The organism is Streptomyces sp. NPDC002018 (assembly GCF_042890865.1).
In the GTDB taxonomy this organism is placed as follows: domain Bacteria; phylum Actinomycetota; class Actinomycetes; order Streptomycetales; family Streptomycetaceae; genus Streptomyces.
Window position 1 is genome coordinate 135,832 of sequence record NZ_JBIASO010000016.1, and the last position, 23,656, is coordinate 159,487.

Here is a 23,656-nt window from a genome sequence, read left to right on the forward strand (position 1 = left end):
GGACACCCTGCTCGTACCCTGAGCGCCATGAACGCAGGGGGCCAGGAAAGACGTGTGGTCGACGGCCGGTTCGAGCTGCTCGACCGGCTCGGCGCGGGCGGTATGGGACTGGTGTGGCGCGCCCGTGATCTGGCGCTCCACCGCGAAGTGGCGCTCAAGGAGGTACGGCCGCCCGACCCCGCGCTGCTCGCCGCGGACCCGGCGGCCGCCCGGCTGCTCCGCGAACGAGTCCTGCGCGAGGCACGGGCACTGGCCCGGATCGACCATCCCGCTGTGGTGACGATCCATCACATCGTGGATTCGGCGGAGGTTCCGCATCCCTGGATCGTCATGGAGCTGGTGGCGGGACGCTCGCTCCAGGAGCGGCTCGCCGAGGGCGCCCTGCCGCCCGGCGAGGCCGCCGGGATCGGACGCGGGGTGCTGTCGGCGCTGCGCGCGGCGCACGCGGCCGGGATCCATCACCGGGATGTGAAGCCCGCGAATGTCCTGCTGCGCCCGGACGGCCGGCCGGTGCTCACGGACTTCGGTATCGCGGCGCTCCGCGAGGCCACGAGTCTGACGGCCACCGGTGAACTCATCGGCTCCCCCGACTACATCGCCCCCGAACGGATCCGCGGCGACGAGACCCGTACCGCCTCCGATCTGTGGTCGCTGGGCATGCTGCTGTACGTGTCGGTCGAGGGCCGGCATCCGCTGCGCCGGGCCACCACCCTGGCCACGCTGGCGGCCGTGCTCGACGAGGAGATACCCCCGCCCGTCCATGCGGGACCGCTCTCCCCCGTGCTGATGGCCCTGCTCGACCGGCATCCCGACGCCCGGCCGGACGCGGCCGAACTGGACCGGCTGCTGGCCGCGGTGGCGGAGCGGCCGGACCCCGCGCCGGGCGGGGCGCGTGCCGTGGCCCCGGGGGCCGTACCTCCGCACCACCCGCCCCAGCGGCAGCCGCACCACCCGGCCACCCAGGTGATAGCGGCGCCGCAGCCGTACGGGCAGCGGCCCGCGTCACCGTATCCGGGCGTCCCGGGGCAGGCCCCCTTCACGCCTCCGTCGTCACCGGCTCCGCGCGGGCCCGCGTCCGTGGCCGGCTCCCCGTCCCCGGCACGGGGCGTCCGCGGAGGCCCGGCCGTCCCGATCGCGGTGGCTGTCGCCGGTGTCGGCCTGGCCGGGCTGCTGGTGTGGGCCCTGCCGCTGTCGCAGAAGGACGCCGACGCCGACGGCGCCTCCCCCGGCGCGGACCGGCTCGTCACCGGTGCCCCCGCCGACCCCTCCGCGCGCTCCTCCGATCCGGCCGCGCCGTCCCAGCGGTCCAGCGGCCCCGGCGACTCCGGGGGCTCTCGCGACTCCGGCGGCTCCCGTGGATCCGGTGAATCCCTTCTCTCGCCGTCGGCCGCCAGAGAAGTGATCAGAAGGCTCAAGCCCGTCATGGGCGGCACCGAGGTCAGCAAGTTCAGCCTGTACGGCGAGCACGCCTCGGCGGACGCGCCCGTCGCCGGGAACAAGGAGCTGTACGACACCTTCGACTACCGGGACGGCCGCGCCACCAGAAGGGGCGCGGGCGGCACGCTGGTCGCGGACGAGGGCACCGTCGACCTCATGTCGTTCAACTGGGACGCCCTGCCCGGCCTGCTCGGCAAGGCCGAGAAGGACCTCGGTGTCGACAAACCGGCCTACAGCTATGTCATCGTCGATCCGTCATGGGCCTTCGCCGACGACCAGCCCGTGCTGCTCGTCTATGTGGCGGACGACTACGGCGGCGCCTATCTGGCCGCCGACCGGTCGGGCAAGGTCCTGGACACGGTGGCGCGCGAGAAGAGCTGATCCGCCGTCTGCCGCGCTCGGCGGAAGCGGTCGCGGGCGGAGGCGGCCACGGAGCCGGCCCGACGGCACGGAGGACGGGCGGTGCGAAGGACGGGCGGTCCTGGAGGACGGGCGGTGGCGAACAGTGATCGAACACGGCTCACGGGCACAACCACTGGGCCCCTTCACGTGTCATCCCTGACGAGTGGCACAGCATGACCCATACCGGGCGCGCACGCGTCCGGCGCTGTGCCGCCCCCAGCGATCGACCGGAACGGGGAACCTCCATGCGCATCCGTCCTGCCCTCGCCGCACCGGCGGCAGCGGCACTCACCCTCCTTCTCACCGGTACGGGTGTCCCGGCCGCCGTCGCCGCGCCGACGGCGGCCCTCACCACCTGCCACGAGGGCTCGGTCGAGGTGACCGCCACGCGGGGCGCCACGGCCCATGTCGTCCGTATCAGCGTCACCAACGAGAGCCGCCGCGCCTGCGTCGTCGACCGTATCCCCACCGTCACCTTCGGGGATCTGGACGGAGCGGCGCAGCCCGTGCCGCCGTCGGAGAGCGGCCCCTACCGGCTCACCGCCGGAGGCTCCGCCCACGCCGCCGTGCGCACCCTCGACCCGGCCGCCACGGAGAGCCGTACCGTCGCCTCCCTGACGGTGGCGGGCGACCCGTCGCACTACGGCGAGCAGTTCACCGCGGCGTCCCTGGGATCGCCCCGGGGCATCCGGGTCTGGGAGCCGGTCACCACCCTGTGGCAGCCCACCCGCGCCGCCGCGGACGCGGCGCTCGCCGCCGGGACACGCTGACACCGTGCCGGGGTCCGCGCCCGCCGCGGGCCCCGGCACGACCGCGCGCGCGGGGAAGTGGTGCGCGGCCTGGCAGAGTAGAAGGACGGAAAGCGGTAACACGTAGGGGCGACAAGGCCAGTGGCCTGCGCCGATATGTGGCCGATACGTGAAGGACGAGGGCGGAGTGAGCGGTGTGGAGCGGGACAAGACGGAGTCGCAAACGGTTGCGGGAGCCCCATGCTGGGTGACCCTCCTCTCACGTGAACTGCCCGCCGCACAGGCCTTCTACAGCGATGTCCTCGGCTGGTCGTACCGGCCCGCGGGGCTCGGGGACGACTTCTGTGTGGCCCTCTCCGAGGGAATGCCCGTGGCGGGCATCGGCGCGCTGGCCTCCTCCCTCCAGGTCGCCGTCTCCTGGACGCCGTACTTCGCGGTGGCCGATGTGGACGAGGCCGCGGCCAGGATCAGGGAGCGCGGCGCGACCGTCGCGGTGGGACCGCTGGGCTTCCACTCGGGGCGGGCCGCGCTGGCCATGGATCCGGACGGCGCGGCGTTCGGCATCTGGGAGGGGGCCGTGCGCTCCGACTGGACCGTGGGGCGCGGAAGCGCGCCGGCCTGGCTCGAACTGCGGACGCGCGACACCGCCGACGCGGCCCGGTTCTACAGCCAGGTCCTCGGGTGGGCGCCGGAGACGGAGGGCGGCTTCACACTCGTGCACGAGGACGGCGACGCGGTCCTGCGCCAGGACGAGCACGTGGTCGCCAAGATCCGCGGGGGCGCCGTACAGGCCACGCCGGATCCACGGGTCAGACCCCGCTGGCACGTCTACTTCCGCGTGCCGGAGGTGCCCGGTTCGGTCGACGCCGCGCTCAAGAGCGGAGGCGCGCTCCTCTCCCCCGCGGAGCCCTCTTTGGAGCTGCGGGAGGCCACACTGCGTGATCCGGACGGCGCCCTGTTCACCGTGACCTCGGACTGACCCGCTTCACCCTCGCGCCGTACATCTTCGCCGTCGCGCCGTACATCTTCGCCGTCGCGTCGGAGATCTTCGCCGTCGCGTCGGGCATCGCGTCGGGGGTACCGGCCTCAGGACATCACCGGTCCTCACCGTCGGGCCTCGGGCCGGGCCGCCGGCTCCGCCCGGCCCGACGGTGAGGACCGCTGTCCGGCCGGACGCCCCGGGGGCAGCCGCCCCGCCCCGAGACGCCCGGGTCGTGCCGGCTCAGGCCGGTCGTACCGGAGGAACGCCCTCGACCTCGAAGACGACCTCGTCCTCGTAACACCACCACCAGCCCTCGCCGGGCTCGTAGGAACGGATGAGCGGATGACCGGTCGCCTCGTGGTGCGCCGTCGCGTGCTTGTTCTTGGAGGAGTCACAGCAGCCGATGTGCCCGCAGGCCTGGCATTCCCGCAGGTGCACCCAGGTGTCGTCGACCGCGACGCACTCCGTGCAGGTGTCGAGGCTGTCCGGGTCCACCGGTTCGACATCCGCGAGATGACTACAGATCATCCCGCCGATCCGCTGTTCGTCGTTCGCCATATCGCCGCCGCCCGTCCGACCCCACAGGTCCTTTCGAGTCAGTCGCTCCTTCACCGTACGACCCGTCCCCCGTGCCCGCCAGCAGAGCGGAACCGTGGGCGCTCCCGAACCGTCTTGACACCCGTCCGACAACGGAGAAGCCTGGACATTCGGCACTGACCGGGGCCGAACGGGGTACGGGGGGCAGCAGGGTGACTCAGACGCGCGCGCGTATATCGGGGCAGGTCACGGCGGTGGGTGCGGCGCTGGCGGTGGCCCTCTCCCTGGCCGCCTGCGACGCGGGGGGCGGCAGCACCGGCGCCGGCTCGCCGCCGGCGGTCAGCACACCGCCGCCGAGCCCGACACCGACCGTCGAGCCGGCCACGTACCGCCGCACGCTCGACACCGCGCTCGGCCCGCTCGACAAGGCTCTGCGCGCGGTGGACCGCGCGCGGGAGGGTGGTGCGCTGACCAGGGCGCTCGGCACGGCCGCCACCGCGGCCGGCACCGCCGCCACGGAGCTGGACTCGGCCGAGACCCCGGACGACGCCATCAGCGGCAACGTCTCTCTGGCCGCCTCGCTGCGCGGACTGGGCCGGAGCCTGGAGGAGGCGGGGGCCGACAAAGGCCGGTGCGCGACCTCGCCGCGCGTCGAGCTGAACTCCGCCGACGGCCTCCAGCCCGTACGCGACGCGGGCGCCACGCTCACCGGGCTCGGCTACCCCGTCCGTCTCAAGCTGCCCAGGACCGAGAAGCCGAAGCACCGGCGGCTCGGCAACGGCTCCTTCGTGAAGGACAGCGGGCGCGGCGGGCTGGGGCAGCTCACCATCAGGAACGGCACCGACTCCGACGCGGTGATCTCGCTGACCCGTGGCAAGCGGACGGTCTTCACGGTGTACGTCCGCAAGAACGCGCATACGACGGTGCGCCGGGTCCGGGACGGCTCGTACACCGTGTACTTCACCTCCGGCTCGGACTGGAACTCCGCGAAGAAGTCCTTCACCCGGGACTGCGGCTTCGAGAAGTTCGACGACAAGGCCGACTTCCGTACCGTCGAGGTGTCCGGCGGAACGCAGTACACCGTGCTGACGTTCTCACTGGCGAAGACCATCGGCGGCAACGCGACCACCAGTGAGGTGCCCGCCGACGAGTTCCCGTCCTGACGAGCACACGGACGGTATGCGCTCGGGGCGCCCCATGGCTCACCTCGGCCCGGACAGCTCACGCCGGGGCCGGTGTCCTCAGGGCTTGTACACCTTTCCCGGCTCGGCGTGGCCCGGCGCGAGAAGCTGGGGGACCGTCACCAAGGTGTAGCCGCGCTTCTTCAGCTTCTCGATGATGCCGGGCACGGCGGGCACGGTCCCGGCGTAGATGTCGTGCAGCAGGATGATGCCGTCGCGGTCCGCCTGGTCGAGGACGCGGCGCTCGATGAGAGCGGAGTCCGTCGTGGAGTAGTCCTTGGCGGTGGCGCTCCAGAGGATCTGCGCGAGGCCGAGGTCGCGGCTCACCTCCGCGACCTTGTCGTCGGTGCGGCCCTGTGGCGGACGCATCAGCGTGGGGCGGCGGCCGGTGATCGCCTCGATGGCGTCCTGCGTCCGGGAGAGCTCTTCCCGTATGCCGTCGGCGTCCAGGTCGGTCAGCCGCTTGTGCGTCCAGGTGTGGTTGGCGATCTCGTGGCCCTCGCGCGCCATCCTGCGCACGACGTCGGGGTGTGCGCGCACATGGTTCTTGCCGAGCAGGAAAAAGGTCGCGGGCACCTTCTCCCGTTGGAGGGTGTCCAGCAGCCGGGGGGTGTCCTCGCTGGGGCCCGCGTCGAAGGTGAGCGCGATGCAGCGCGCCTTCGCACAGTCGACCCGGGCGGTCTTCACCACCTGCGCCTTCGGCCGGGCGTCGTCCCTGGCCTCGCGCGGCGAGATGGCGTCGTACGACGAACAGCCGCTCAGCATCAGGCTCACGGCGGCGACGGCCGCGAGGGCGGTGGCGAGCCGCGACCGGGACGCCGATATGTACCAGGACATGACAAATCCCTCTTTCCGTGCGGGGGCCGCCGGCGGACGGGCGGTGTCCGGGCAGCGCGAGGCCCGTTGCGGGCGTGAGTGGGAACCGGCGCGCGCGGAGGGCGGGCCGGTGAACGCGGACGGACCGCGGGCGGAAGGAGCAGCAGGGGGGATGCCGACGGGACTTCGCCGTCGTGTACGTGAGGCGGGTCGCGGGCGAGGCTCCCCGTCGCGAGCGAGGGCCGTCGGCCGCGCGACTCCGGAGCGGAGCCCGGGTCAGGCCGCCCCGGGTCAGGCCGCCACGGGTCAGGCCGCCACGGACGACGCCCTGACGGACACCTCGCGGCTCACCGGAGGAGAGCGGGAGATCCCGTCGGGCTCAGGAGACAGAGCACGGCGCGCGACGGGCCTGCGCCGGCGCGGACCGGTCGGGACCGGGCGCGTGCCGGGTGGCCCCCGGCACCCGGACGGCTACGCGTCGCCCGCGTCGTCTACATGACGCCGCGCTCCGGTTCGGGCGGGCCGCTGACGGGCGGCGGGGCATGGTTCCGTGGCCCGAGCAGGGCATGACCGAGTGACATGCTCCGCACTATACACGCGATGTATACATCCAGTGCATAGTGGGCCGTCCCGTACGAGCGCGTGCGCGGGGCGGCATGATCGCGCACCCCGGCCGGCCGGAGGCACTGCCCCGGGACGCCGGCCGGGAAACCGTAGGGAAGGGTTCCGTACGGCTTTCACCATGCGGCGTACGTGCTGCCGTCACCCGGCCTTCATCCAGCCGATCGAACATCTGAGCGCTGAGCACTACAGGTATCGGCGAGGAGCAGCAATGGGCCACGGCCATCACCACCACCCGCACGACCACGCGCACGAGCACACGCACGACGCCCCGGCCGGCAACGGCCCCCTGCCCGCGGCGCTCGACGCCACCGTGCCGGACAGTGAGCTGTCCCCGAGCCAGCTCTCCCGCCGCTCGATGCTGCGCCGCGCCGGACTGCTCGGCGCCGGTCTCGCCGGTGCCGGTGTCCTCGGCGGCGCCACGACGGCCGCCGCCGATTCGAGCGGCTCCCCCCTGGGCAGCCGCTCCAAGAGCAACGGCTTCCTCTGGCTGGCGGGCGACCACCACATCCACACGCAGTACAGCAGCGACGGCAAGTACCGCGTCATCGACCAGGTCCGCCAGGGCACGGCCCACGGTCTGGACTGGATGGTCATCACCGACCACGGCAGCGAGACGCACGCCAAGATCGGTGTGGACAAGGTCAACCCGGACATCAAGGAAGCCCGCGAGACCTTCAAGGACCAGCTCGTCTTCCAGGGCCTGGAGTGGAACATCCCGGGCGCCGAGCACGCCACGGTCTTCGTCCACCCCGGCAGCAACGAGGTGGCGGTGCTGAAGAAGTTCGAGAACGACTACGACGGCAGCCTGCACCCCAGCACGTCGAACGACGTCAACGAGGCGCTGGCCATCTCCGGCCTCCAGTTCCTCGCCGACCAGGTGCGCCGCCGCAAGGTCGACGACGCCCTGATGCTGGCCAACCACCCGGCCCGCAACGGCATCGACTCGCCCCACGAGATCCGCGGCTGGCGCGACGCCACCTCGTCCGACCGGCCGATCGCCATCGGCATGGAGGGCGCCCCCGGCCACCAGGCCGCCGGTCTGCCCGCCCCGAAGGGCGGCGCCCAGGCCCGTGGCTTCTACGGCAACGGCCCGAGCGCCAACTCCTTCCAGGCCTACCCGGCGGACAGCTACCGCACCTGGGGCGGCTTCGACTGGATGACCTCCACCGTCGGCGGTCTTTGGGACAGCCTGCTGGCCGAGGGCAAGCCGTGGTGGATCACGGCCAACTCCGACTCGCACCAGATCTACGCCGAGCCCTCGGTGATCGGCCCCGACGACGACTTCGCGGCCAACGGCAGGCACGCCGACCCGGTGTACGGCGACGGCCTCAGCCTCACGCAGGGCGACTACTGGCCGGGCCACTACAGCCGCACGCACGTCGGCGCCGACCGGTTCTCGTACGCCGCGCTGATGGACGGTATGCGCGCGGGCCGGATCTGGGTCGACCACGGTGGTCTGATCAGCGGCCTCGACGTCCGGATCAAGGGCAGCGGCCGCTGGACCACGCTCGGTGGCGCGCTGCACACCAAGCGCGGTGACGATGTCGAGCTGACCATCGAGATCGCGCTGGCCAACGGCGCCAACTGGGCGCAGTTCGTGCCTAAGCTGGCCCGCGTCGACATCATCCAGGGTGATGTCACGGGAACGGTCCGCGACAAGGACACCTTCACCGCGCCGACCGCCAAGGTCGTCAAGTCCTTCGAGATCAACAAGTCGACGGGCACCGTCCGTCTCACGTACAAGCTCGGCCGGGTCTCCCGTCCGCTGTACGTCCGGCTGCGCGGCACCGACGGCAACCGCACCGCGGTGGGCGTCCACGGCGCGGCGGTCGATCCGGTCGGCCCCGCGATCGACGTCATCGGTTCCGCCGACCCGTGGAAGGACCTCTGGTTCTACTCGAACCCGATCTGGGTGCTGCCGTCCTGACGCCGCTCTTCCCGGGACGGGAACATTCCGGGGCGGGTCCCCGTTGTGAGGTGTGAGGGTGTGGATGGAACAGTGTCCCCGGGCCCCACATGAGAATCGCCCATGGGGAAGATCGTTCGGCTGAAGCCCCATGGAGCACACCGCCGCGAGGCGACCGCCATCCACACTCTCCCTTCTACGGCCCCGACCGGCGCCCCCCGTCCGGTCGGGGTCTCTTCTTCCCCTTCCCCCCTCAGCGTTTCCCCGTCCTCACCCCGCGCGGCCCGAGGCCGGCCTCTCTCGCCGGGCCCGGGTGTGCGCGTCTCTCAGGCCCCCGGCCCGTCCCGGTGGAGCCAGACAGTGGCGTCGACCGGCAGCAGCCGGCCGTCGCTCCGCTCCCCCGCTCCCGCCCCGCCCTCCAGGGGCACACTGCTGAGCAGGACGGTCGCCCCCGGGGGCAGCGGGAGGGGTGCCGCGCCGATGTTGACGAGGCAGCGGAAGCCGCCGGGCCGGTCGAAGCACAGCGTGCCCGGCCCCGCCTCGATCCAGCTCAGGGTCTCGGGAAGGCCGGTCAGCCGGGCCGCGCGCAGGGCCAGCGCCGTGCGGTAGAGCGTGAGGAACGAGCCGGGGTCGCCCTCCTGGGCCTCGACGCTCAGCACGTCCCAGTCGTCGGGCTGCGGCAGCCAGGGCGCCCCGGTCGCGCCGTCGGGCGAGAAGCCGAGCGAGACCGTACCCGCCGTCCGGCCGTCGCCCGTGCCCGCCGTCCGGCCGTCGCCCGTGCCCGTACCGCCGCGCCAGGGAAGCGGGACACGGCAGCCGTCCCGGCCCCGGTCCGCGCCCCCCGACCGTATGAAGGCGGGGTCCTGGAGCAGGTCGTCCGGCAGGTCCCGTACCTCCGGAAGCCCCAGTTCGTCGCCCTGGTAGACATACACCCCGCCGGGCAGGGCCATGGTGAGCAGCGCGGCGGCGCGGGCCCTGCGGCGGCCCAGCTCCGGATCGCTGGGGTCGGCCCACCGCTTGTCGCCCATGTCGAACGAGGTGTCCGCGCGCCCGTAGCGGGTGACATGCCGGATGGTGTCGTGGTTGGAGAGCACCCAGGTGGGCGGGGCGCCGACCGGGCCGTGGGCGGCGAGGGTCCCGTCGACGACCTCGCGCAGCGCGGTGGCGTCCCACGCGCAGCACAGGAAGTCGAAGTTGAAGGCCGAGTGCAGCTCGCCGGGGCGCAGATAGCGGGCGAACTGTTCCGCCGTGGGCAGCCAGACCTCCCCGACGAAGATCCGCTCGCCGTCGTAGCCGTCGAGGATCTTGCGCCAGCTCCGGTAGATCTCATGGACGGAGTCGTGGTCCTGGTAGGGCAGATCGGTGGGGTCGGGGTCGCGGCCGACATCGGGCAGCCCCGGCTGCTTGGCCAGGCCATGGGCGACGTCGATACGGAAACCGTCGACGCCCCGGCGCAGCCAGAAGTGCAGGATGTCCTCGAACTCGGCCCGTACCTCGGGGTGTTCCCAGTTCAGATCGGGCTGCTCGGGCGCGAACATATGCAGGTACCAGGGCCCCGGTGTGCCGTCGGCCTCGGTGATCCTGGTCCAGGCGGGGCCGCCGAAGTACGACTGCCAGTCGTTGGGCGGCTCGTTCCCGTCCGTGCCGCGTCCCGGCAGGAACCAGAAGCGTTCGCGGGCCGGTGAGCCGGGTCCGCCCGCCCGTGCCTCCTGGAACCAGACATGCTGGTCGGAGCAGTGGTTGGGCACGAGGTCGACGAGCACCCGCAGTCCATGGCCATGGGCCTCCTCGATGAGGCGTTCGGCCTCGGCGAGCGTGCCGAAGACCGGGTCGATGTCCCGGTAGTCGGCCACGTCGTAGCCGCCGTCGGCCATGGGTGAGGTGTACCAGGGGTTGAACCACAGGGCGTCCACGCCGAGTTCCCGCAGATACGGCAGCCGGTCCCGTGCCCCGGCGAGATCGCCGGTGCCGTCCCCGTCACCGTCGGCGAAGCTGCGGAGGTAGATCTGGTAGATCGCGGCATGCCGCCACCAGTGGGTCACAGGAACTCCTTGTTCGATGGGGTGGGTGCGGGCCCGTCCACGCGGGCCCGCACCCCTGCGCGGGAACGGCTACCAGCCGCTGTTGCCCGCGCCGCGTGTGAGGGAGAAGCCGCCGGTGCTGCTGAGTCCGCCGGAGGCCGCGCCGGTGACCGTGACACCGGAGAAGGTTCCGGAGCCGGCGGAGATGATCTCGATGCCGTAGGCACCGGTGTTCTGGATCCTGATGTTCCGCAGGGTCAGGGCACCGATGGTCCGCTGGTATGAGAGCAGTACGCCGCTGTAGGTGCTGTCGAGGATGTCGATGTCCTGGACGAGGACCGGCGCGTTGATGTCGGAGGAGTCGGCGTAGATCCACAGCGCGCCGAACCTGCTCTGCCAGTTGGGCTCGAACCCGCCGGTGCGCTGGAGGGTGTTGCGCTGCACGGAGGTGGTGCCGCTGAACGGGACGGGCGCGAAGCGGCTGCTGATCGTGATTCCGGCGGAGGCGGTGACCGTGTCGCTGAGGAGGTTGTCCTCGACCCGGTTCGCGTTCCCGCCGTAGATGCCCACCGTGTTGGCGAGGAGCGGCACCTGCACGGTGTTGAAGCGGAAGGCGCTGTTGGTGACCGCCTGGGCCTCCGAGAACATCGCCAGCCCGTCGTCACCGGTGTTGCGGACACTGGAGTTCCACAGCTCCGTGTCGGCCGTGCCCTTGTGGAGGTTGACGCCGTCGGCGAAGGTGTCGCGGATACGCAGACCGCTCGCGTACAGGCCCTTGGTGGGCGCGTCGATCCAGAGGCCGACCTTGGTGTGCTCGATCCAGATGTTCTGGAACGTGGAGCCGTTGCCGAAGTCGCCCTCGATCGCGGCGTGGAAGTTGGCGTCGTCGCGGTAGGTGACATCGCCCGCGATGGTCAGGTCCTGGACGGTGCTGGTGCCGCCGCGGCCGAAGAGCCCGCCCTTGCCGTCCCTGCCGCGCAGCACCGTGGACCATTCGCCGGCGCCGCGCAGCGCGACCCCGGTGAGATTGACGTGGCCCGAGATGTCGTACGTACCGGCGGGCAGCCAGAGCCCCTTGCCCTGGGCCGCCACCGTGGACAGGGCCGAGTTGAGCGCCGCGGTGTCGTCGCCGCCGTCGTTCGCGGTGACGCCCAGGCCGGCCGCGGAGACGAAGCCCGAGGCCGGCTGGGGCAGAGCGGCGGGCGCCGTTTCGGTCTCGACGAGGTCGAGGGTGTACGACGCGGCGCGGTCGCCCGCGTCCTTCTGGAACTTCAGTACGGTGCCGGCCGGGAAGCTGCCGATGACCGCGCGGGTCTCGTCGAAGAAGTGGTGGCCCGAGCCCTGGGCGGGGTCGTTGGTGTAGGGATAGGCGCCGTACACCCAGCTGTACCGGGAGGTCAGGTCGAGATCGCGGACATGGGTGGAGCCCGCGTAGACGCTGAGGGTGGCGGCGGGTGTGTTGTCTGGCACCGAGTAGCGCAGGGTCAGCGCGTTGGCCGGCCTGGTCAGGGTGAACTGGACGTACTCGCCGGTCTGGTCGAGGACGACGGCCCGGCGGCCCGAGGCCTCGGAGGGCACGGTGAGATAGGTGCGGTCGGGGCCGATGGCGGAGGCGTTGGTGGCGCCGCTCTCCGCCTCGTACGGCGTGTACGGCACGGTCGCGCCGCGCGCGCTGGTCGCGGAGGCTCCGGTGACCGTGATGCCGTCGAGCTGGAGATCGCCGTTGTCGCCGGGTTCGGTGCGCAGGGTGAGGGTGTTGAGATGGGCGCGCAGCGGCGCGTCGGTGGTGGCGGACCGCCAGGCGCCGCCGGTGCCCGGCAGTGAGAGCCGGCGGACCGGGGTGCCGTTGGCGGTGAGGGTGATGGTGGCGGCGGTGCTCGCGGGGGTCCGGTAACGCACGGCGACCGGATAGGTGGCGGCGGACGGCGCGTTCACCGCCTGGACGGAACGGGCTCCGGTGGTGGTGAAGCCGGTGAGATAGCCGCTGCCGTCGTAGCCGCCGACGCCGGTCGCGACGGCGGGCCCGCCGGAGAAGTAGCCGCTCTCGGCCTGGTGGGTGAGGGTGCCGGCCGGCGGCTCGGTGGTCTCCGTCGGGGTGGTGGGGATGATGTGGTCGAGATTGACATTGCCGCTGTCGGCGGTGGTGAAGGTCAGGGCGACGGTGTTGGCGCCCTTGGTGTAGGTCAGCGGCTCGTCGCGGGTGGCCCAGGTCTGCCAGTTCGCGGTGGCGGGGAGGCTGATCTGACGGAGCCTGGTGCCGTTCACGAAGAGGCTGAGCGTCATGGTGGCGGTGGTGCCGTTCGCGTACCGGATACGGAGGGAACCGGCACCGGCCGCGGCCGACGGCACGGTGAACGAGGTGGACGCCCTGCCCTTGTTGCCGTCGGTGTAGCCGGCGACGAAGCCGGAGCCGGTGTAGCCGGGGTGCTCGGCCGAGACGGCCGCGCCGCCGGAGAGCGCCGCGGACTCCGCCTCCAGGGTGGCGTCCGCGGCCTGGGCGGACGGGGCGCGCGAGACGGCGTACAGGAGGGAGAGGAGCAGCAGGGCCAGGCCCGCCGCTCCGAGGGTGCCGGGCCGTGCGTGGGGTGCGGGTGACACGACGGTGTGTCCTTCCGTGAGGGGAGAACCCGGTCCGGGGGGATCGGGGGTCGGGGACGATCCGGGGCGGGATCGGGACGGCGGGATGCTGGGGGGGCGGGTCCCGGGGATCGTCGGGGCGGTTGGTCAGCCCTTGAGGCTGCCCGCCGTCAGTCCCGCGATGATGCTGCGCTGGAAGATCAGGAAGAGGACGAGCAGCGGCACACTGGCCATGACCATGCCCGCGAGCAGCTGGTTGGCGGGCATGTCGGGGGAGAGCCGGTTGAGCGCCACGGTGATGGGCTGCCGGGCCGGGTCGGGCAGGACGAGCATCGGCCAGAGGAAGTCCTTCCAGACGCCGACGACCGCGAAGATGGACACCACGGCCAGGACGGGCCGGGAGAGCGGCAGGATCACGGAGACCAGGACCCGCAGGGTGCCCGCGCCGTCGATCCGCGCGGAGTCGAGGAGTTCCCCGGGGATCTGGTCGAAGAACCGCTTCAGGATGAAGATGTTGAAGGCGTTGGCGCAGGCGGGCAGCCAGAGCGCCCACGGGGTGTTGATCAGGTTGAGATGGACCAGCGGGACGTCCACCACCGTCAGATAGGTCGGCACGAGCAGCGCCGAGACCGGCAGCATGAGGGTCGCGAGCATCATGCCGAGGACCGCCCCGCCGAGCACCGGACGCAGCTTCGACAGCGCGTAGGCGGCGGCGACGTCCACCACGAGCTGGCAGAGCCAGGCCCCGGCCGCGAGGAGGAACGTGTTGAGGAAGTACTGCCCGAGTCCGACGTTCGTCCAGGCCTCGGTGTAGCTCTCCGGATGCCAGGTGCGCGGGAACGGTGCGGGGTTCGGGTCGGCCAGTTCGGCGGAGGACTTGAGCGCGCCGGTCGCCATCCAGTAGAGGGGGAAGACGAAGGCGAGGGTGAAGCCGGTCAGTGTCAGGACGAGGACGAGGCGGTGGATGAGCCGGCCGGTGCGCCGGGTCATCTCGGCCGGGGCTATCAGGGTGCGGACGGCGCTCTCGGCGGCCATGGCGGAGTTCCTTTCTGCTGTGCTCTGCGGCGGGCGGTGCCCCGGGGGGTCAGCTCCTGGTCCGGGTCAGGCGCAGATAGACGCCCGCGAAGAGGCCCAGCACCAGGAAGAGCACCGTGCTCATGGCGCTGGCCAGGCCGAAGTCGTTGTAGACGAACGCGTAGCGGTAGAGCAGCAGCAGAACGGTGACGGTGGCGTCGTCGGGGCCGCCGCCGGTGAGCACGAACGGCTCGATGAACACCTGCATCGTGCCGATGATCTGCAACAGCAGCGTGATCATCAGGATGAAGCGCATCTGCGGAACGGTGACATGCCACAGGCGCTGCCGGATCGACGCCCCGTCCAGCTCGGCGGCCTCGTACAGCTCACCGGGGACACCGCCGAGCGCGGCGAGATAGATCAGTGTGGTGGTGCCCATATTGGCCCAGGTCGAGACCAGCACCAGGGAGACCATCGCCAGGTTCTCCGACTCCAGCCACTGCTGGGCGGGGAGGTGGAAGACCTCCAGCACACTGTTGAAGAGCCCGGGGCCCGGATCGTAGAACCAGCGCCACAGCAGCATCGTGACGATCGGCGGCAGCATCACCGGCAGATAGACGGTCAGCCGCAGATACGCCGTGCCGTGCCGCAGCTCGTTGAGGACGACGGCGGTGGCGAAGGGGGCCGCGAATCCGAAGACCAGGGCGAGCAGGGTGAACCAGCCGGTGTTCTGCCAGGCGGTGACGAACAGCGGATCGTCGAAGAGCCGCCGGAAGTTGTCGAGCCCCACCCAGCGGGCCGGTTCGGCGAAGGTGACCTGCTGGAAGCTGAGCAGCAGGCCCCGGACGATGGGGTACCAGGAGAAGAGCGCGAAGCAGATGAGGCCGGCGGAGAGGAAGAGGTACGCGACCAGATTCTCGCGGAGACGGTACGACCGGCGGACCGTCATGGGTCACCTGACCGTGGCGAGGATGGCGTCGGCCTTCTTCTCTGCGGTCGCGAGCAACTGGTCGAGATCGGCGTCCTTCTTGGTCAGCACGGACTGCATGACACCGTCCAGGACGGTGTAGAGCTGCTGGGCGTTCGGCGGCTCGACCTTCACCGCGACCTGGGGGCTGCGGTCGACGAACGGCTTGAAGTTGCGCTGCGGCACATTGGCGTACCTGGCGTGGATCGCGTCGTTCTTCGCCTGGGCCACGCCTCGGAAGAGATTCGGCTGCGGCAGGCCGATCGGGATGCCCTGGCCGGCCCACTTCTTGGCGTTCTTCTCCTCGCGGTCCGGGTTGAGGTACTTCCACTGGATCCACTGGAGACCGGCCCTGATCTTCTCGGGCGAGGCCTTCGGGTTGAACATGAAGCCGTCGCCCCCGCCGAGCGTCGCGGTGCCGGGGAGCGCCGTGAGGCCGAACTCCTCGTACTCGCGCTCGAACTGCTTGACGATGGTGGGGATGTTGTCCGGACCCGCCATGTACATCCCGAGCTTGCCCGAGCCCATCATCTTCTGGACGTCGCCGATCTCCAGGAGCTGACGGGTGCCCATGCTGTTGTCGGTCCACCGCATGTCGTGCAGTGCCTGGAGCGCCGCGCGTCCCGCCCCGCTGTTGAACGCGGCCTTCCAGCGGCCGTCGTCCCCCTGGGCGGCGACCTCACCGCCCATGGAGTAGATCCATGACGTCAGATGCCAGCCGCCCTGGTTGTTCTTGCTGTAGTCCGCGTAGCCCACGGTGCCGTCGCCGAGCGCGCTGATCCGCCTGGCCGCCGTACGCACCTCGTCCCAGGTGGCCGGCGGCCGGTCCGGGTCGAGCCCCGCCTTGGTGAACAGGGCCCGGTTGTAGACCAGACCGAGCGAGTAGTTGCCGGTCGGCAGGCCGTAGATCCTGCCGTCGGCGTCCTTGAAGACGTCCTGGAGCTCGGGACGGACGTCCTGGAGATACGGCACGCCCTTGAGGTACGGGGTGATGTCGGCGGCCTGGTGACGCTGGATCAGGCCGGCCGGGTCGGTGAAGTAGACATAGAACACGTCCTCCAGCTGGCCGCCCGCCAGCTTCGCCGCGAAGGTCTTCGGATCCATCTGGCCCTCACGGGCATCGATCCTGATCTTCGGATGGCTCGCCTCGAACTCCTCGACCAGCTCTTCGAAGTCCTTGCGGTCGGCCGGCTGGGTCTTCGCCGGCATGCCGTTGACGCTGATGGTCACCACGCCGTCCTTGTCCACGCCCGAGGGCGTGGCCGGACCGCCGCAGCCGGCGAGCACGAGGGAGAGCGGGGCGGCCACGGCCAGGCCGAGTACACGACGTCTTGCTGTGCCAACCATGGGGATCCCATGCCTTCCTGACAACGACAGCAGACGGCTCACCCGGTCGCGGGCGGCGGGGTCTGCAAAGGATGTGCGTGACATGCGGCGGTGGCTGGCCGTCGCGGTGTCTCAACGGCGCTGACAGTAAAAGCGCGCGCCGCAAGAAGTCAATGAGTCTGCGCAAGAACTTAATCTAGGGAGCGTCGGTTCGTAACGGACCGTCACTTCGGGCCCGGCGGTACGGCCCCCGGCGCGGCGGCCCCGGACGGCGGACACGACCGCCCCGTACAGCACGAAGGGGCCCGGCGGTCCGCCGGGCCCCTCGCGCGCGGCGTTCACCGCGGACATGCCATCAGCCACCGCCGTCAACGGGCCGGCGGCGCCGTTGAACTGCGGACGATCAGCTCGGTGTCGAACATCATCGACTCCCCCTCCGAGGCATGGCCCTTCATCTGGGAGGCCAGCGAGGCGACGGCCGCCGCGGCCATCGCCTGGACCGGCTGACGGGCCGTCGTCAGGGGCGGGTCGGTCGCCACCATGTACAGAGAGTCGTCGAATCCCACGACGGAGAGATCCTCCGGCACCCGCAGCCCCTGGCGCCGCGCCGCCCTGATGGCACCGAGAGCGAGCGCGTCGCTCGCGCAGACCACCGCCGTGACGCCCTCGGCCAGCAGCCGCGGCAGCGCGGTCGCGCCGCCCTCCATCGAGAACAGGCCATGGGCGACCAGCCTGCGCCAGTCGTCGGGCAGACCGCTTCCGCGCGTGTGAAAGCGCTCGTAACCAGCGAGTTTGCGGGCCGAGGGCACATGGCCGACAGGGCCGAGGATCATGCCGATCCGCCGGTGGCCCATCGCCGCGAGATGGTTCAGCACCTGCTCGGCCGAGGCCGCGTCGTCGATGGACACCTGGGCGACGCCCAGATTCTCGTCCGCCGCGTTGAGCAGCACCACCGGTATCCGACGCTCCCGCAGGGCCTGGCCCTGCTCGGGTCCGGCGTCCGCGTAACTGGCGCCGACGAAGATGATCCCGCCGATGTTCTGCCGGAGGATCATGTCGATGTAGTGCGCCTCCGAGACTCCGTCGGCGGTACGGGTGCAGAGCACGGGGATGAGCCCGCGCTTGTTCAGCAGCCCCGCCAGGGCCTCCGTGAAGGCCGGGAAGATCGGATTCTGGAGGTCGGGCACGACCAGCCCGACCAGCGCCGCCCGTTCCTGCCGCAGCTCGCGGGGGCGTTCGAAGCCGCAGACGTCCATGGCGGTCAGCACCGCGTCACGGGTCGCCGGAGCCACATCCGTCGCCCCGTTGAGCACCCGCCGCGCGGTGGTCTCGCTGACACCGGCGAACTCGGCCACCTGAGAGAGTCTCTTTTTCACTCCGCCACGCTACCAAGCAACCACGCAAAAAATAAAGATCGGTTACGCAAATCCCTGACATTCCATGGCGCGGCTGTTGGCTGTCCGAGCGGGCTGAGAGAGTCTGCGGATGGCGGCAGAGGAAGAGCGGGCAGGGCGCGGCGGCTTCGAGCCGGCGACGGGCGACGGACCGGTGTCCGGCACGGACCCGCGGGCGCGGGCGGCCGAGGTCCGGGGCGCCTTCGAGGGGCTGCTCCAGATCCGGCGGCTGATCCACGTGGGCACCGGTGATCCGGGCGCCGTCCCGGCGCCGTGGGAGCGGCGGAGCCCGGTGCGGGCCGTCGCGCTCGTGCTGGAGGCGGCCGGGCTCTCCCCGTCGGCGGTGGACGGCGCCGGGCGGCGGATCGCCACGGGGTTCCGGGTGGGTGCCGGTGAGCGGCCCGCCGCCGTACGGGTGGAGTGGGTCGGCCCGCACGGCGGCGGAGCGGCCCAGGAGGAGGAGCGCGCGCTGGCCGAGTGCGCCGCGGTGCTGGAACGGCTGGGCTGGGAGGCGCTGGTCTACCGCGGCCCGCGCCGCCGCCGCTTCCTGGAGGCCGAGCCGATGCCGGGGCCGCCCTCCTGAGCCGCCGCGACGGCGCGCGGGCGGCCGCGGACGGGAGTTCCGTCCGCGGACCGCCCGCGCGCTGTCACACCGTCTGTCACGGCCCCGTCAGGCCCCCGCCGGGGCCCGGTCGGGACCTGTCAGGGGTAGGCGACGAGATTCGCCACGTTCGTGGACGAGTTCGACGGCCCTCCCCGGTCGTTGATGACATGCCGGATGGTCCCGGTGCCGCCGAGGGACACCGTCACCATGTTGCGGAAGCGCACATTGGCGTTGTTGGGCACCTCGTACGCGCGCTCCGCCGTCACACTGTTGTTGACGTTGAAGAAGCAGTAGCTGCCGAGCCCGTACGCCTGATGGCTGGTCACGGAGTCCGCCACCTTGTAGGCGGCGTAGCCCTGTGTCCCGCCGTTCATCCAGGCGGCCTGGTTGGGCGGGTCGTACGGCATCTCGTTCTGGTAGAAGTACGTCTTCCCGCCGTTGCCGTTCCAGATCGTCTGATGCTTCTGGTAGTGCTCGACGAACAGGCCGTACATCGTGACGTCGGCACCGTTCACGACCAGACCGGTGTCCGCCGTGTTGGTGTTCCAGCCGACCCCGCTGCCGTGGTCGGCGCGCCAGATCCACAGATGGTCGCCGATCACATTGCGGCTGTTGACGACCAGGCTGGTGGTCGCCTTGCCGACCCCCGCGCCTCCGATGCGGAAGAACACATCGTGCAGCGAGGTGGGATTGGCCGCGTGGCCGGCGTTGGAACCGTCGGCGCCGACCTCCATCAGCCGCTGGGAGTTCACGGGTCCGGCGTCGACGAGCAGACCCGCCACCTTCACCCCGTCGACATCGGCGACCGAGATGGCGGTGATGCCGTTGTCCGGGATCACCGTCGCGAGGCCCAGCCCGAGCACGACGGTCTCGGGACGGGTGATCCTCAGGGTCTGGTTGAGATGGTAGACCCCGGGGGTGACCAGCAGGTTCTTGCCCTGTGCCAGCGCGGCGTTCATCTCCGCGGCCGTCGCTCCCGGCTTCGCGATGTAGAACTGGTCCAGCGGGATCGACGTACCCGCCGGAGCCCCGGCCGACCATGTCGTACCGCTGGAGTTGTTGCGCAGCGCGGGGACGAACACCTTGTAGGCGCCGGCCGCGTCGATGTAAAGGAACGGCTTCTCGCGCACCTGCGGTGTCTGGTCGACCGTGGTGTAGGGCGGGCTGGGGAAGCTGTTCGCGGGCGCGTTCCGCGCGCCGACGAACACCATGTTCCAGTTGGATCCCGTCCAGCTCCCCCATTCGGTGTTGCGGGAGAGCCACTGCTGCTGGGAGCCGGACCTGACCTGGCCGTCGACCTTGGAGTCGGCCATGAAGCCACCGCTGGCCCAGCCGCCGTCGTCCAGCGCCAGATTGCCGCGGACATGCATACGGCGGTACGGAGCGGCCTGGGAGACCGCCCAGCGGTCGGTGCCGGTCGTGGGGGTGACGGACAGGTTCTCGGCGCTGCGCCAGAAGTTGTGCGTGGCGTTCTGCGGCGGGAACCAGTCGGCCTCGACATGGACGGCGCCCCGGATGTCGACGTCGTCCGGTGAGAGGCCGAGACCGGCGACCTGGGTGTAGAAGCCCACGTTCACGTCGGCGTTGTAGGTGCCCGGCTTGAACAGGAAGGCGGCCCGCTGGGCGCCGAACTGATTGGTCTCCTGCTGGCGGAAGGTGGCGTCCAGCCGGCTCTGGATGGACGCGGCCGGCATCGACGGGTCGAAGACGACCACATTGGGACCGAGGTCCGGGGTGCCCGGGGGCACCGGCGGGTCGGCGGCCTGCACCCGGAAGGACTGCGCGCCCGATCCGTTGCAGGTGTACTGGTGGAGCTGGACGCTGTCGGCGGTCGAGGCACTGGGGACGTCGAGGCACTTGCCGCTGGCGCGGTTGACGAAGTGGTAGGCGCCGTCGGCCTCCTCCACCGGCAGCCACTGCTGGTTGTTCCCGCCGCTGTACGTCCAGAGCTGGATCGCGGCGCCGTCGGCGCCCGACACGTCCGTCACGTCCCAGACCTGGCTGTCGGCGTTGCGGTTGCCCGCCCTGACATGACCGCCGCTGGTGGCGGCGAGGTTCCAGTGCTGGGCGAGGCTGCCGTTGCAGGTGTACTGCTGGACGGCGGTCCCGTTGCCGGTGGCGGCGGCGCGTGCGTCCACGCACTTGCCGCTCGCCTTGTTGACGACGGTGGTCCATCCGGTGGGCAGTGCCGCCGCGGCGACACCGCCCACCGGGACACCGCCCTCCACGGCGGTCCCCGCCGCGGCCTCCTGCTGGGGCAGGGCGACCAGCGACATGCAGAGTGCCACTACGGTGAGCAGCAGGGTGAGCGGGGACAGCCGGCGGTACGGGGAACGGCCCGGGGTGGCGCCGCCGCCGTACGAGAGCGTGTTCATGTGTTCTCCTCGCCCGGTCAGCCGGTGTACTGGGCGAAGACGCGGGTGAAGTCCCACGCCTGCTGGCTCACACCGGAGCAGGTGTCCGCCCCGCCGCCGGTGCAGGGCCGGTCACGGTTGACCGACCAGAAGGTCAGCCGCGCGAGATGGTGCTGCTGCGCGTAGGCGAGGATGGTGCGGAAGTCCGCCACGGTCACCGTCTCGTTGACATCGGTGATGCCGTTCATCGACGAGATGCCGATACGGCGGTACGTCTCGTCGTCGCTGTACCCGTAGGCGTTCTTGACCGCGGTCTTCAGCCCCTCGGCCGCCCGGGTGGTGAGCGTGCCCATGTTCTGGCCCACACCGCCGAAGTTGAACGGCATGATCGTCCAGCTGTCGACGGTCAGACCGGAGGCGGCGGCGCGGTTGATCAGGCTGGTGTCCGGGCCGTTCTGGCCGGTGCCGAAGGTGATGTACACCTTGATGCCGGGGTTGTTGGCCTTGATGGTCCTGAGCGCGTCCACGGTGCGCTGCTGGACGGTGGGGCTGTCGTACGCCGCGGCCTCGATGTCGATGTCGATGGCCTTGAGCGCGTACGCGTTGATGACCTTCTGGTACGCGGCGGCCAGCTCACCCGCGCTGGAGCAGGAGCTCTCCAGCTTGTTGCCGCTCCAGCCGCCGAAGGACGGGATGATGTCGCCGCCCGCGCCGCGCACGGTGTTGATGGTCTGCTGGTCCACTCCGCCGGTCAGCGGGCGTCCGCCGTCCCACTGCGGGTTGCAGTAGCCGTTGCTGAGCACGAACGCCAGGGTGAACCACTTCACGCCGGTCGCGTTCATGACCGTGACCGGGTTCGGCGGGCTGCCCCAGCCGTTGTAGATGTACGGCGCGACCGCCATGGGTCCGCTGGGCGCGGGCGGGTTGCCGCCGCCGGAGGGCGCGGTCCACTTCTGGTTGGCGGTGCCCGTGCAGGTCCAGATCTGGAGCCGGGTGCCGTTGGCCGAGCTGTTGCCCGTCACGTCCAGGCACTTGTTGGCCTGGACGTTGACGATGTCGCGGGCCGCCGAGACGGTCCACCTCTGGTTGGGGGTGCCGGCGCAGTCCCAGAGCTGGAGCTGCGCGCCGTTGGCCGTGCTGTTGCCCGTCACGTCCAGGCACTTGCCGAGCGCGCGGATCGATCCGTCGGAGGCTACGTCCCACTGCTGGGCGGCGGAGCCGTTGCAGTCGTAGAGCTGGACGGCCGTGCCGTTGGCGGAGCTGCCGGCCGCCACATCGACGCACTTGCCGCCCAGGCCGGTGATCGAGCCGACCGCGGCGACCGCCGCGGTGGCCGGGGTGGGCGTGGTGAGGAGCGACGCGGCGAGCGCCAGCGGCAGCGCGGCCAGCAGGGCGAGGGTTCTCAGGGGCTTGAATCCGCGGCGTACACCGGTCATCAGCGGTTCACCGTCCACTTCTGGTTGGCGGTGCCGGTGCAGGTCCAGATCTGGAGCCGGGTGCCGTTGGCCGAGCTGTTGCCCGTCGCGTCCAGGCACTTGTTGGCCTGGATGTTCACGACATCACGGGCCGCCGGGAGTGCCCAGCGCTGATTGGCGGTTCCCGCGCAGTCCCAGAGCTGGAGCTGGGCGCCGTCGGCCGTGCTGTTGCCCGTCACGTCCAGGCACTTGCCGAGGGACCGGAGGGAACCGTCGGCGGCGACGGTCCACTGCTGGGCGGCGGAGCCGTTGCAGTCGTAGAGCTGGACGGGCGTGCCGTTGGCGGGGTTGGCCCCGGCCACGTCCACGCACTTGCCGCCGAGCCCGGTGATCGTGCCGCTGCCGCCACCGCCGGAGCCGCTGTCGTCGGTGCTGACGCGCACGTAGTCGACGACGAGCTGGGACGGGAAGGGGGTGCTGCTGTTGGGGTCGCCGGGCCAGTAGCCGCCGACCGCCAGGTTCAGGATGAGGAAGAACGGCTTGTTGAACACCCAGGTGCGGCCGCCCAGATCGGCGGGGGTCCGCCGCTGGTAGACATTGCCGTCGACGCTCCAGGTGATGGCGTTGGGCGACCAGTCGATCGCGAAGGTGTGGAAGGCGTCGGCGAACGCCTGGCCGCCCGGCAGGGTGTAGCCGGCGCCGATGCCGCCCGAGCCGGAGTAGCCGGGGCCGTGCAGGGTGCCATGGACGGTGCCGGGCTCGAAGCCGACGTTCTCCATGATGTCGATCTCACCGCTGTTGGGCCAGCCGACGTTGCCGATGTCGTTGCCGAGCATCCAGAACGCGGGCCACATGCCCTGGCCGCGCGGGACCTTCAGCCGGGCCTCGACGCGTCCGTAGGTCGAGGTGAACTTGCCGGAGGTGTTCAGCCGCGCCGAGGTGTACTCGCACCGGCCGTACCAGCACTGGTAGTTGCCGGGGTTGTCCTTGCGCGCGGTGATGACCAGGTTGCCCTGGCCGTCGAGGGCGGCGTTGTTGTTGCCGGCGGTGTAGTACTGCCGCTCGTGGTTGTTGACGTTGTCGCCGGTCTCGATCTGCCACTTGCTGCCGTCGACGGCGGATCCCGCGGGACCGTTGAAGTCGTCGGAGAAGGTCACCGCGGCGATCGAGGCCGCGGCCTCGGTGCGCGCTTCGGAGCGCGCCTCGGGGGCGGTGGCCGCGCCGGCGGGGACCGCGGTCAGCACACCGGTACAGCAGATCAGGGCGAGCGCGGAAAGCGCTATTCGGCGTCCCAGGGGGATTCGCACAGGTCATCACATCGCTTCAGTGGGGGGTCATGCGCATGACATC

The 23,656-nt window shown here is 71.1% G+C and carries 17 protein-coding genes; 6 read left to right on the top strand and 11 right to left on the bottom strand.

Translation table 11 applies throughout. From position 1 onward, the window contains the following. Positions 1 to 27: 27 nt before the first annotated feature. From ACFYYH_RS24910 to ACFYYH_RS24920, 3 genes are all read left to right on the top strand, one after another. Positions 28 to 1,818: a protein kinase gene (locus ACFYYH_RS24910; RefSeq protein WP_388555025.1), complete on the top strand. Its 1,791-nt coding sequence runs from the start codon at positions 28 to 30 to the stop codon at positions 1,816 to 1,818. 266 nt (positions 1,819 to 2,084) lie between these two features. After that, positions 2,085 to 2,609, top strand: a complete 525-nt coding sequence (locus ACFYYH_RS24915) for a DUF4232 domain-containing protein (protein WP_388555028.1) — start codon at positions 2,085 to 2,087, stop codon at positions 2,607 to 2,609. A gap of 226 nt (positions 2,610 to 2,835) precedes the next feature. Further along, the gene (locus ACFYYH_RS24920; protein ID WP_388555031.1) at positions 2,836 to 3,567 is read left to right on the top strand and encodes a VOC family protein; all 732 of its coding nucleotides are present in this window, start codon (positions 2,836 to 2,838) and stop codon (positions 3,565 to 3,567) included. A 243-nt stretch (positions 3,568 to 3,810) separates the two neighbouring features. Here the strand turns inward: ACFYYH_RS24920 and ACFYYH_RS24925 are convergent, their stop codons facing one another. Continuing rightward, complete coding sequence (locus ACFYYH_RS24925) at positions 3,811 to 4,128, bottom strand: UBP-type zinc finger domain-containing protein (protein WP_388555034.1); 318 nt, start codon at positions 4,126 to 4,128, stop codon at positions 3,811 to 3,813. Between the two features lie 191 nt (positions 4,129 to 4,319). Here ACFYYH_RS24925 and ACFYYH_RS24930 point away from each other — a divergent pair, with 191 nt between their 5' ends. Further along, on the top strand, positions 4,320 to 5,270 hold the full coding sequence (locus tag ACFYYH_RS24930) for a hypothetical protein (RefSeq protein WP_388555037.1): 951 nt from the start codon (positions 4,320 to 4,322) through the stop codon (positions 5,268 to 5,270). A gap of 78 nt (positions 5,271 to 5,348) precedes the next feature. Here ACFYYH_RS24930 and ACFYYH_RS24935 read toward each other — a convergent pair whose 3' ends face one another. Continuing rightward, positions 5,349 to 6,125: a polysaccharide deacetylase family protein gene (locus ACFYYH_RS24935; RefSeq protein ID WP_388555039.1), complete on the bottom strand. Its 777-nt coding sequence runs from the start codon at positions 6,123 to 6,125 to the stop codon at positions 5,349 to 5,351. Between the two features lie 811 nt (positions 6,126 to 6,936). Between ACFYYH_RS24935 and ACFYYH_RS24940 the strand changes: the two genes are divergently transcribed. Beyond that, entirely contained in the window at positions 6,937 to 8,655 is a 1,719-nt protein-coding gene (locus ACFYYH_RS24940) for a PHP domain-containing protein (RefSeq protein ID WP_388555042.1), read from the top strand. Between the two features lie 305 nt (positions 8,656 to 8,960). Here the strand turns inward: ACFYYH_RS24940 and ACFYYH_RS24945 are convergent, their stop codons facing one another. The 6 genes from ACFYYH_RS24945 to ACFYYH_RS24970 form a co-directional block, all read right to left on the bottom strand. Next, entirely contained in the window at positions 8,961 to 10,676 is a 1,716-nt protein-coding gene (locus ACFYYH_RS24945; RefSeq protein ID WP_388555045.1) for an alpha-amylase family glycosyl hydrolase, read from the bottom strand. A 69-nt stretch (positions 10,677 to 10,745) separates the two neighbouring features. Then, positions 10,746 to 13,253 (bottom strand): CBM35 domain-containing protein, encoded by a 2,508-nt coding sequence (locus ACFYYH_RS24950; RefSeq protein ID WP_388555048.1) that lies wholly within the window; start codon positions 13,251 to 13,253, stop codon positions 10,746 to 10,748. Between the two features lie 126 nt (positions 13,254 to 13,379). Next, positions 13,380 to 14,267 carry a carbohydrate ABC transporter permease gene (locus tag ACFYYH_RS24955; protein ID WP_388555050.1) on the bottom strand — a complete coding sequence of 296 codons (888 nt, stop codon included), beginning with the start codon at positions 14,265 to 14,267 and terminating at the stop codon, positions 13,380 to 13,382. A 49-nt stretch (positions 14,268 to 14,316) separates the two neighbouring features. After that, on the bottom strand, positions 14,317 to 15,195 hold the full coding sequence (locus ACFYYH_RS24960) for a carbohydrate ABC transporter permease (protein ID WP_388555052.1): 879 nt from the start codon (positions 15,193 to 15,195) through the stop codon (positions 14,317 to 14,319). A gap of 3 nt (positions 15,196 to 15,198) precedes the next feature. After that, positions 15,199 to 16,560, bottom strand: coding sequence for an ABC transporter substrate-binding protein (locus ACFYYH_RS24965; RefSeq protein ID WP_388555054.1), 1,362 nt, complete (start codon positions 16,558 to 16,560; stop codon positions 15,199 to 15,201). 347 nt (positions 16,561 to 16,907) lie between these two features. Beyond that, positions 16,908 to 17,915, bottom strand: coding sequence for a LacI family DNA-binding transcriptional regulator (locus ACFYYH_RS24970; protein ID WP_388555056.1), 1,008 nt, complete (start codon positions 17,913 to 17,915; stop codon positions 16,908 to 16,910). Positions 17,916 to 18,024: 109 nt separating this feature from the next. On the opposite strand from ACFYYH_RS24970, the gene ACFYYH_RS24975 reads away from it, so the two are divergent. Further along, entirely contained in the window at positions 18,025 to 18,516 is a 492-nt protein-coding gene (locus ACFYYH_RS24975; protein WP_388555058.1) for a hypothetical protein, read from the top strand. A 119-nt stretch (positions 18,517 to 18,635) separates the two neighbouring features. Here ACFYYH_RS24975 and ACFYYH_RS24980 read toward each other — a convergent pair whose 3' ends face one another. Genes ACFYYH_RS24980 through ACFYYH_RS24990 form a run of 3 tightly spaced genes read right to left on the bottom strand, consistent with a single transcriptional unit; the run spans position 18,636 to position 23,550 of the window. Further along, entirely contained in the window at positions 18,636 to 20,912 is a 2,277-nt protein-coding gene (locus ACFYYH_RS24980) for an RICIN domain-containing protein (RefSeq protein ID WP_388555060.1), read from the bottom strand. 17 nt (positions 20,913 to 20,929) lie between these two features. Then, positions 20,930 to 22,327, bottom strand: coding sequence for a ricin-type beta-trefoil lectin domain protein (locus ACFYYH_RS24985; protein ID WP_388555063.1), 1,398 nt, complete (start codon positions 22,325 to 22,327; stop codon positions 20,930 to 20,932). Next, positions 22,327 to 23,550 (bottom strand): ricin-type beta-trefoil lectin domain protein, encoded by a 1,224-nt coding sequence (locus tag ACFYYH_RS24990; RefSeq protein ID WP_388555129.1) that lies wholly within the window; start codon positions 23,548 to 23,550, stop codon positions 22,327 to 22,329. The genes ACFYYH_RS24985 and ACFYYH_RS24990 overlap by 1 nt, the downstream gene beginning before the upstream one ends. Between the last annotated feature and the right edge of the window lie 106 nt (positions 23,551 to 23,656).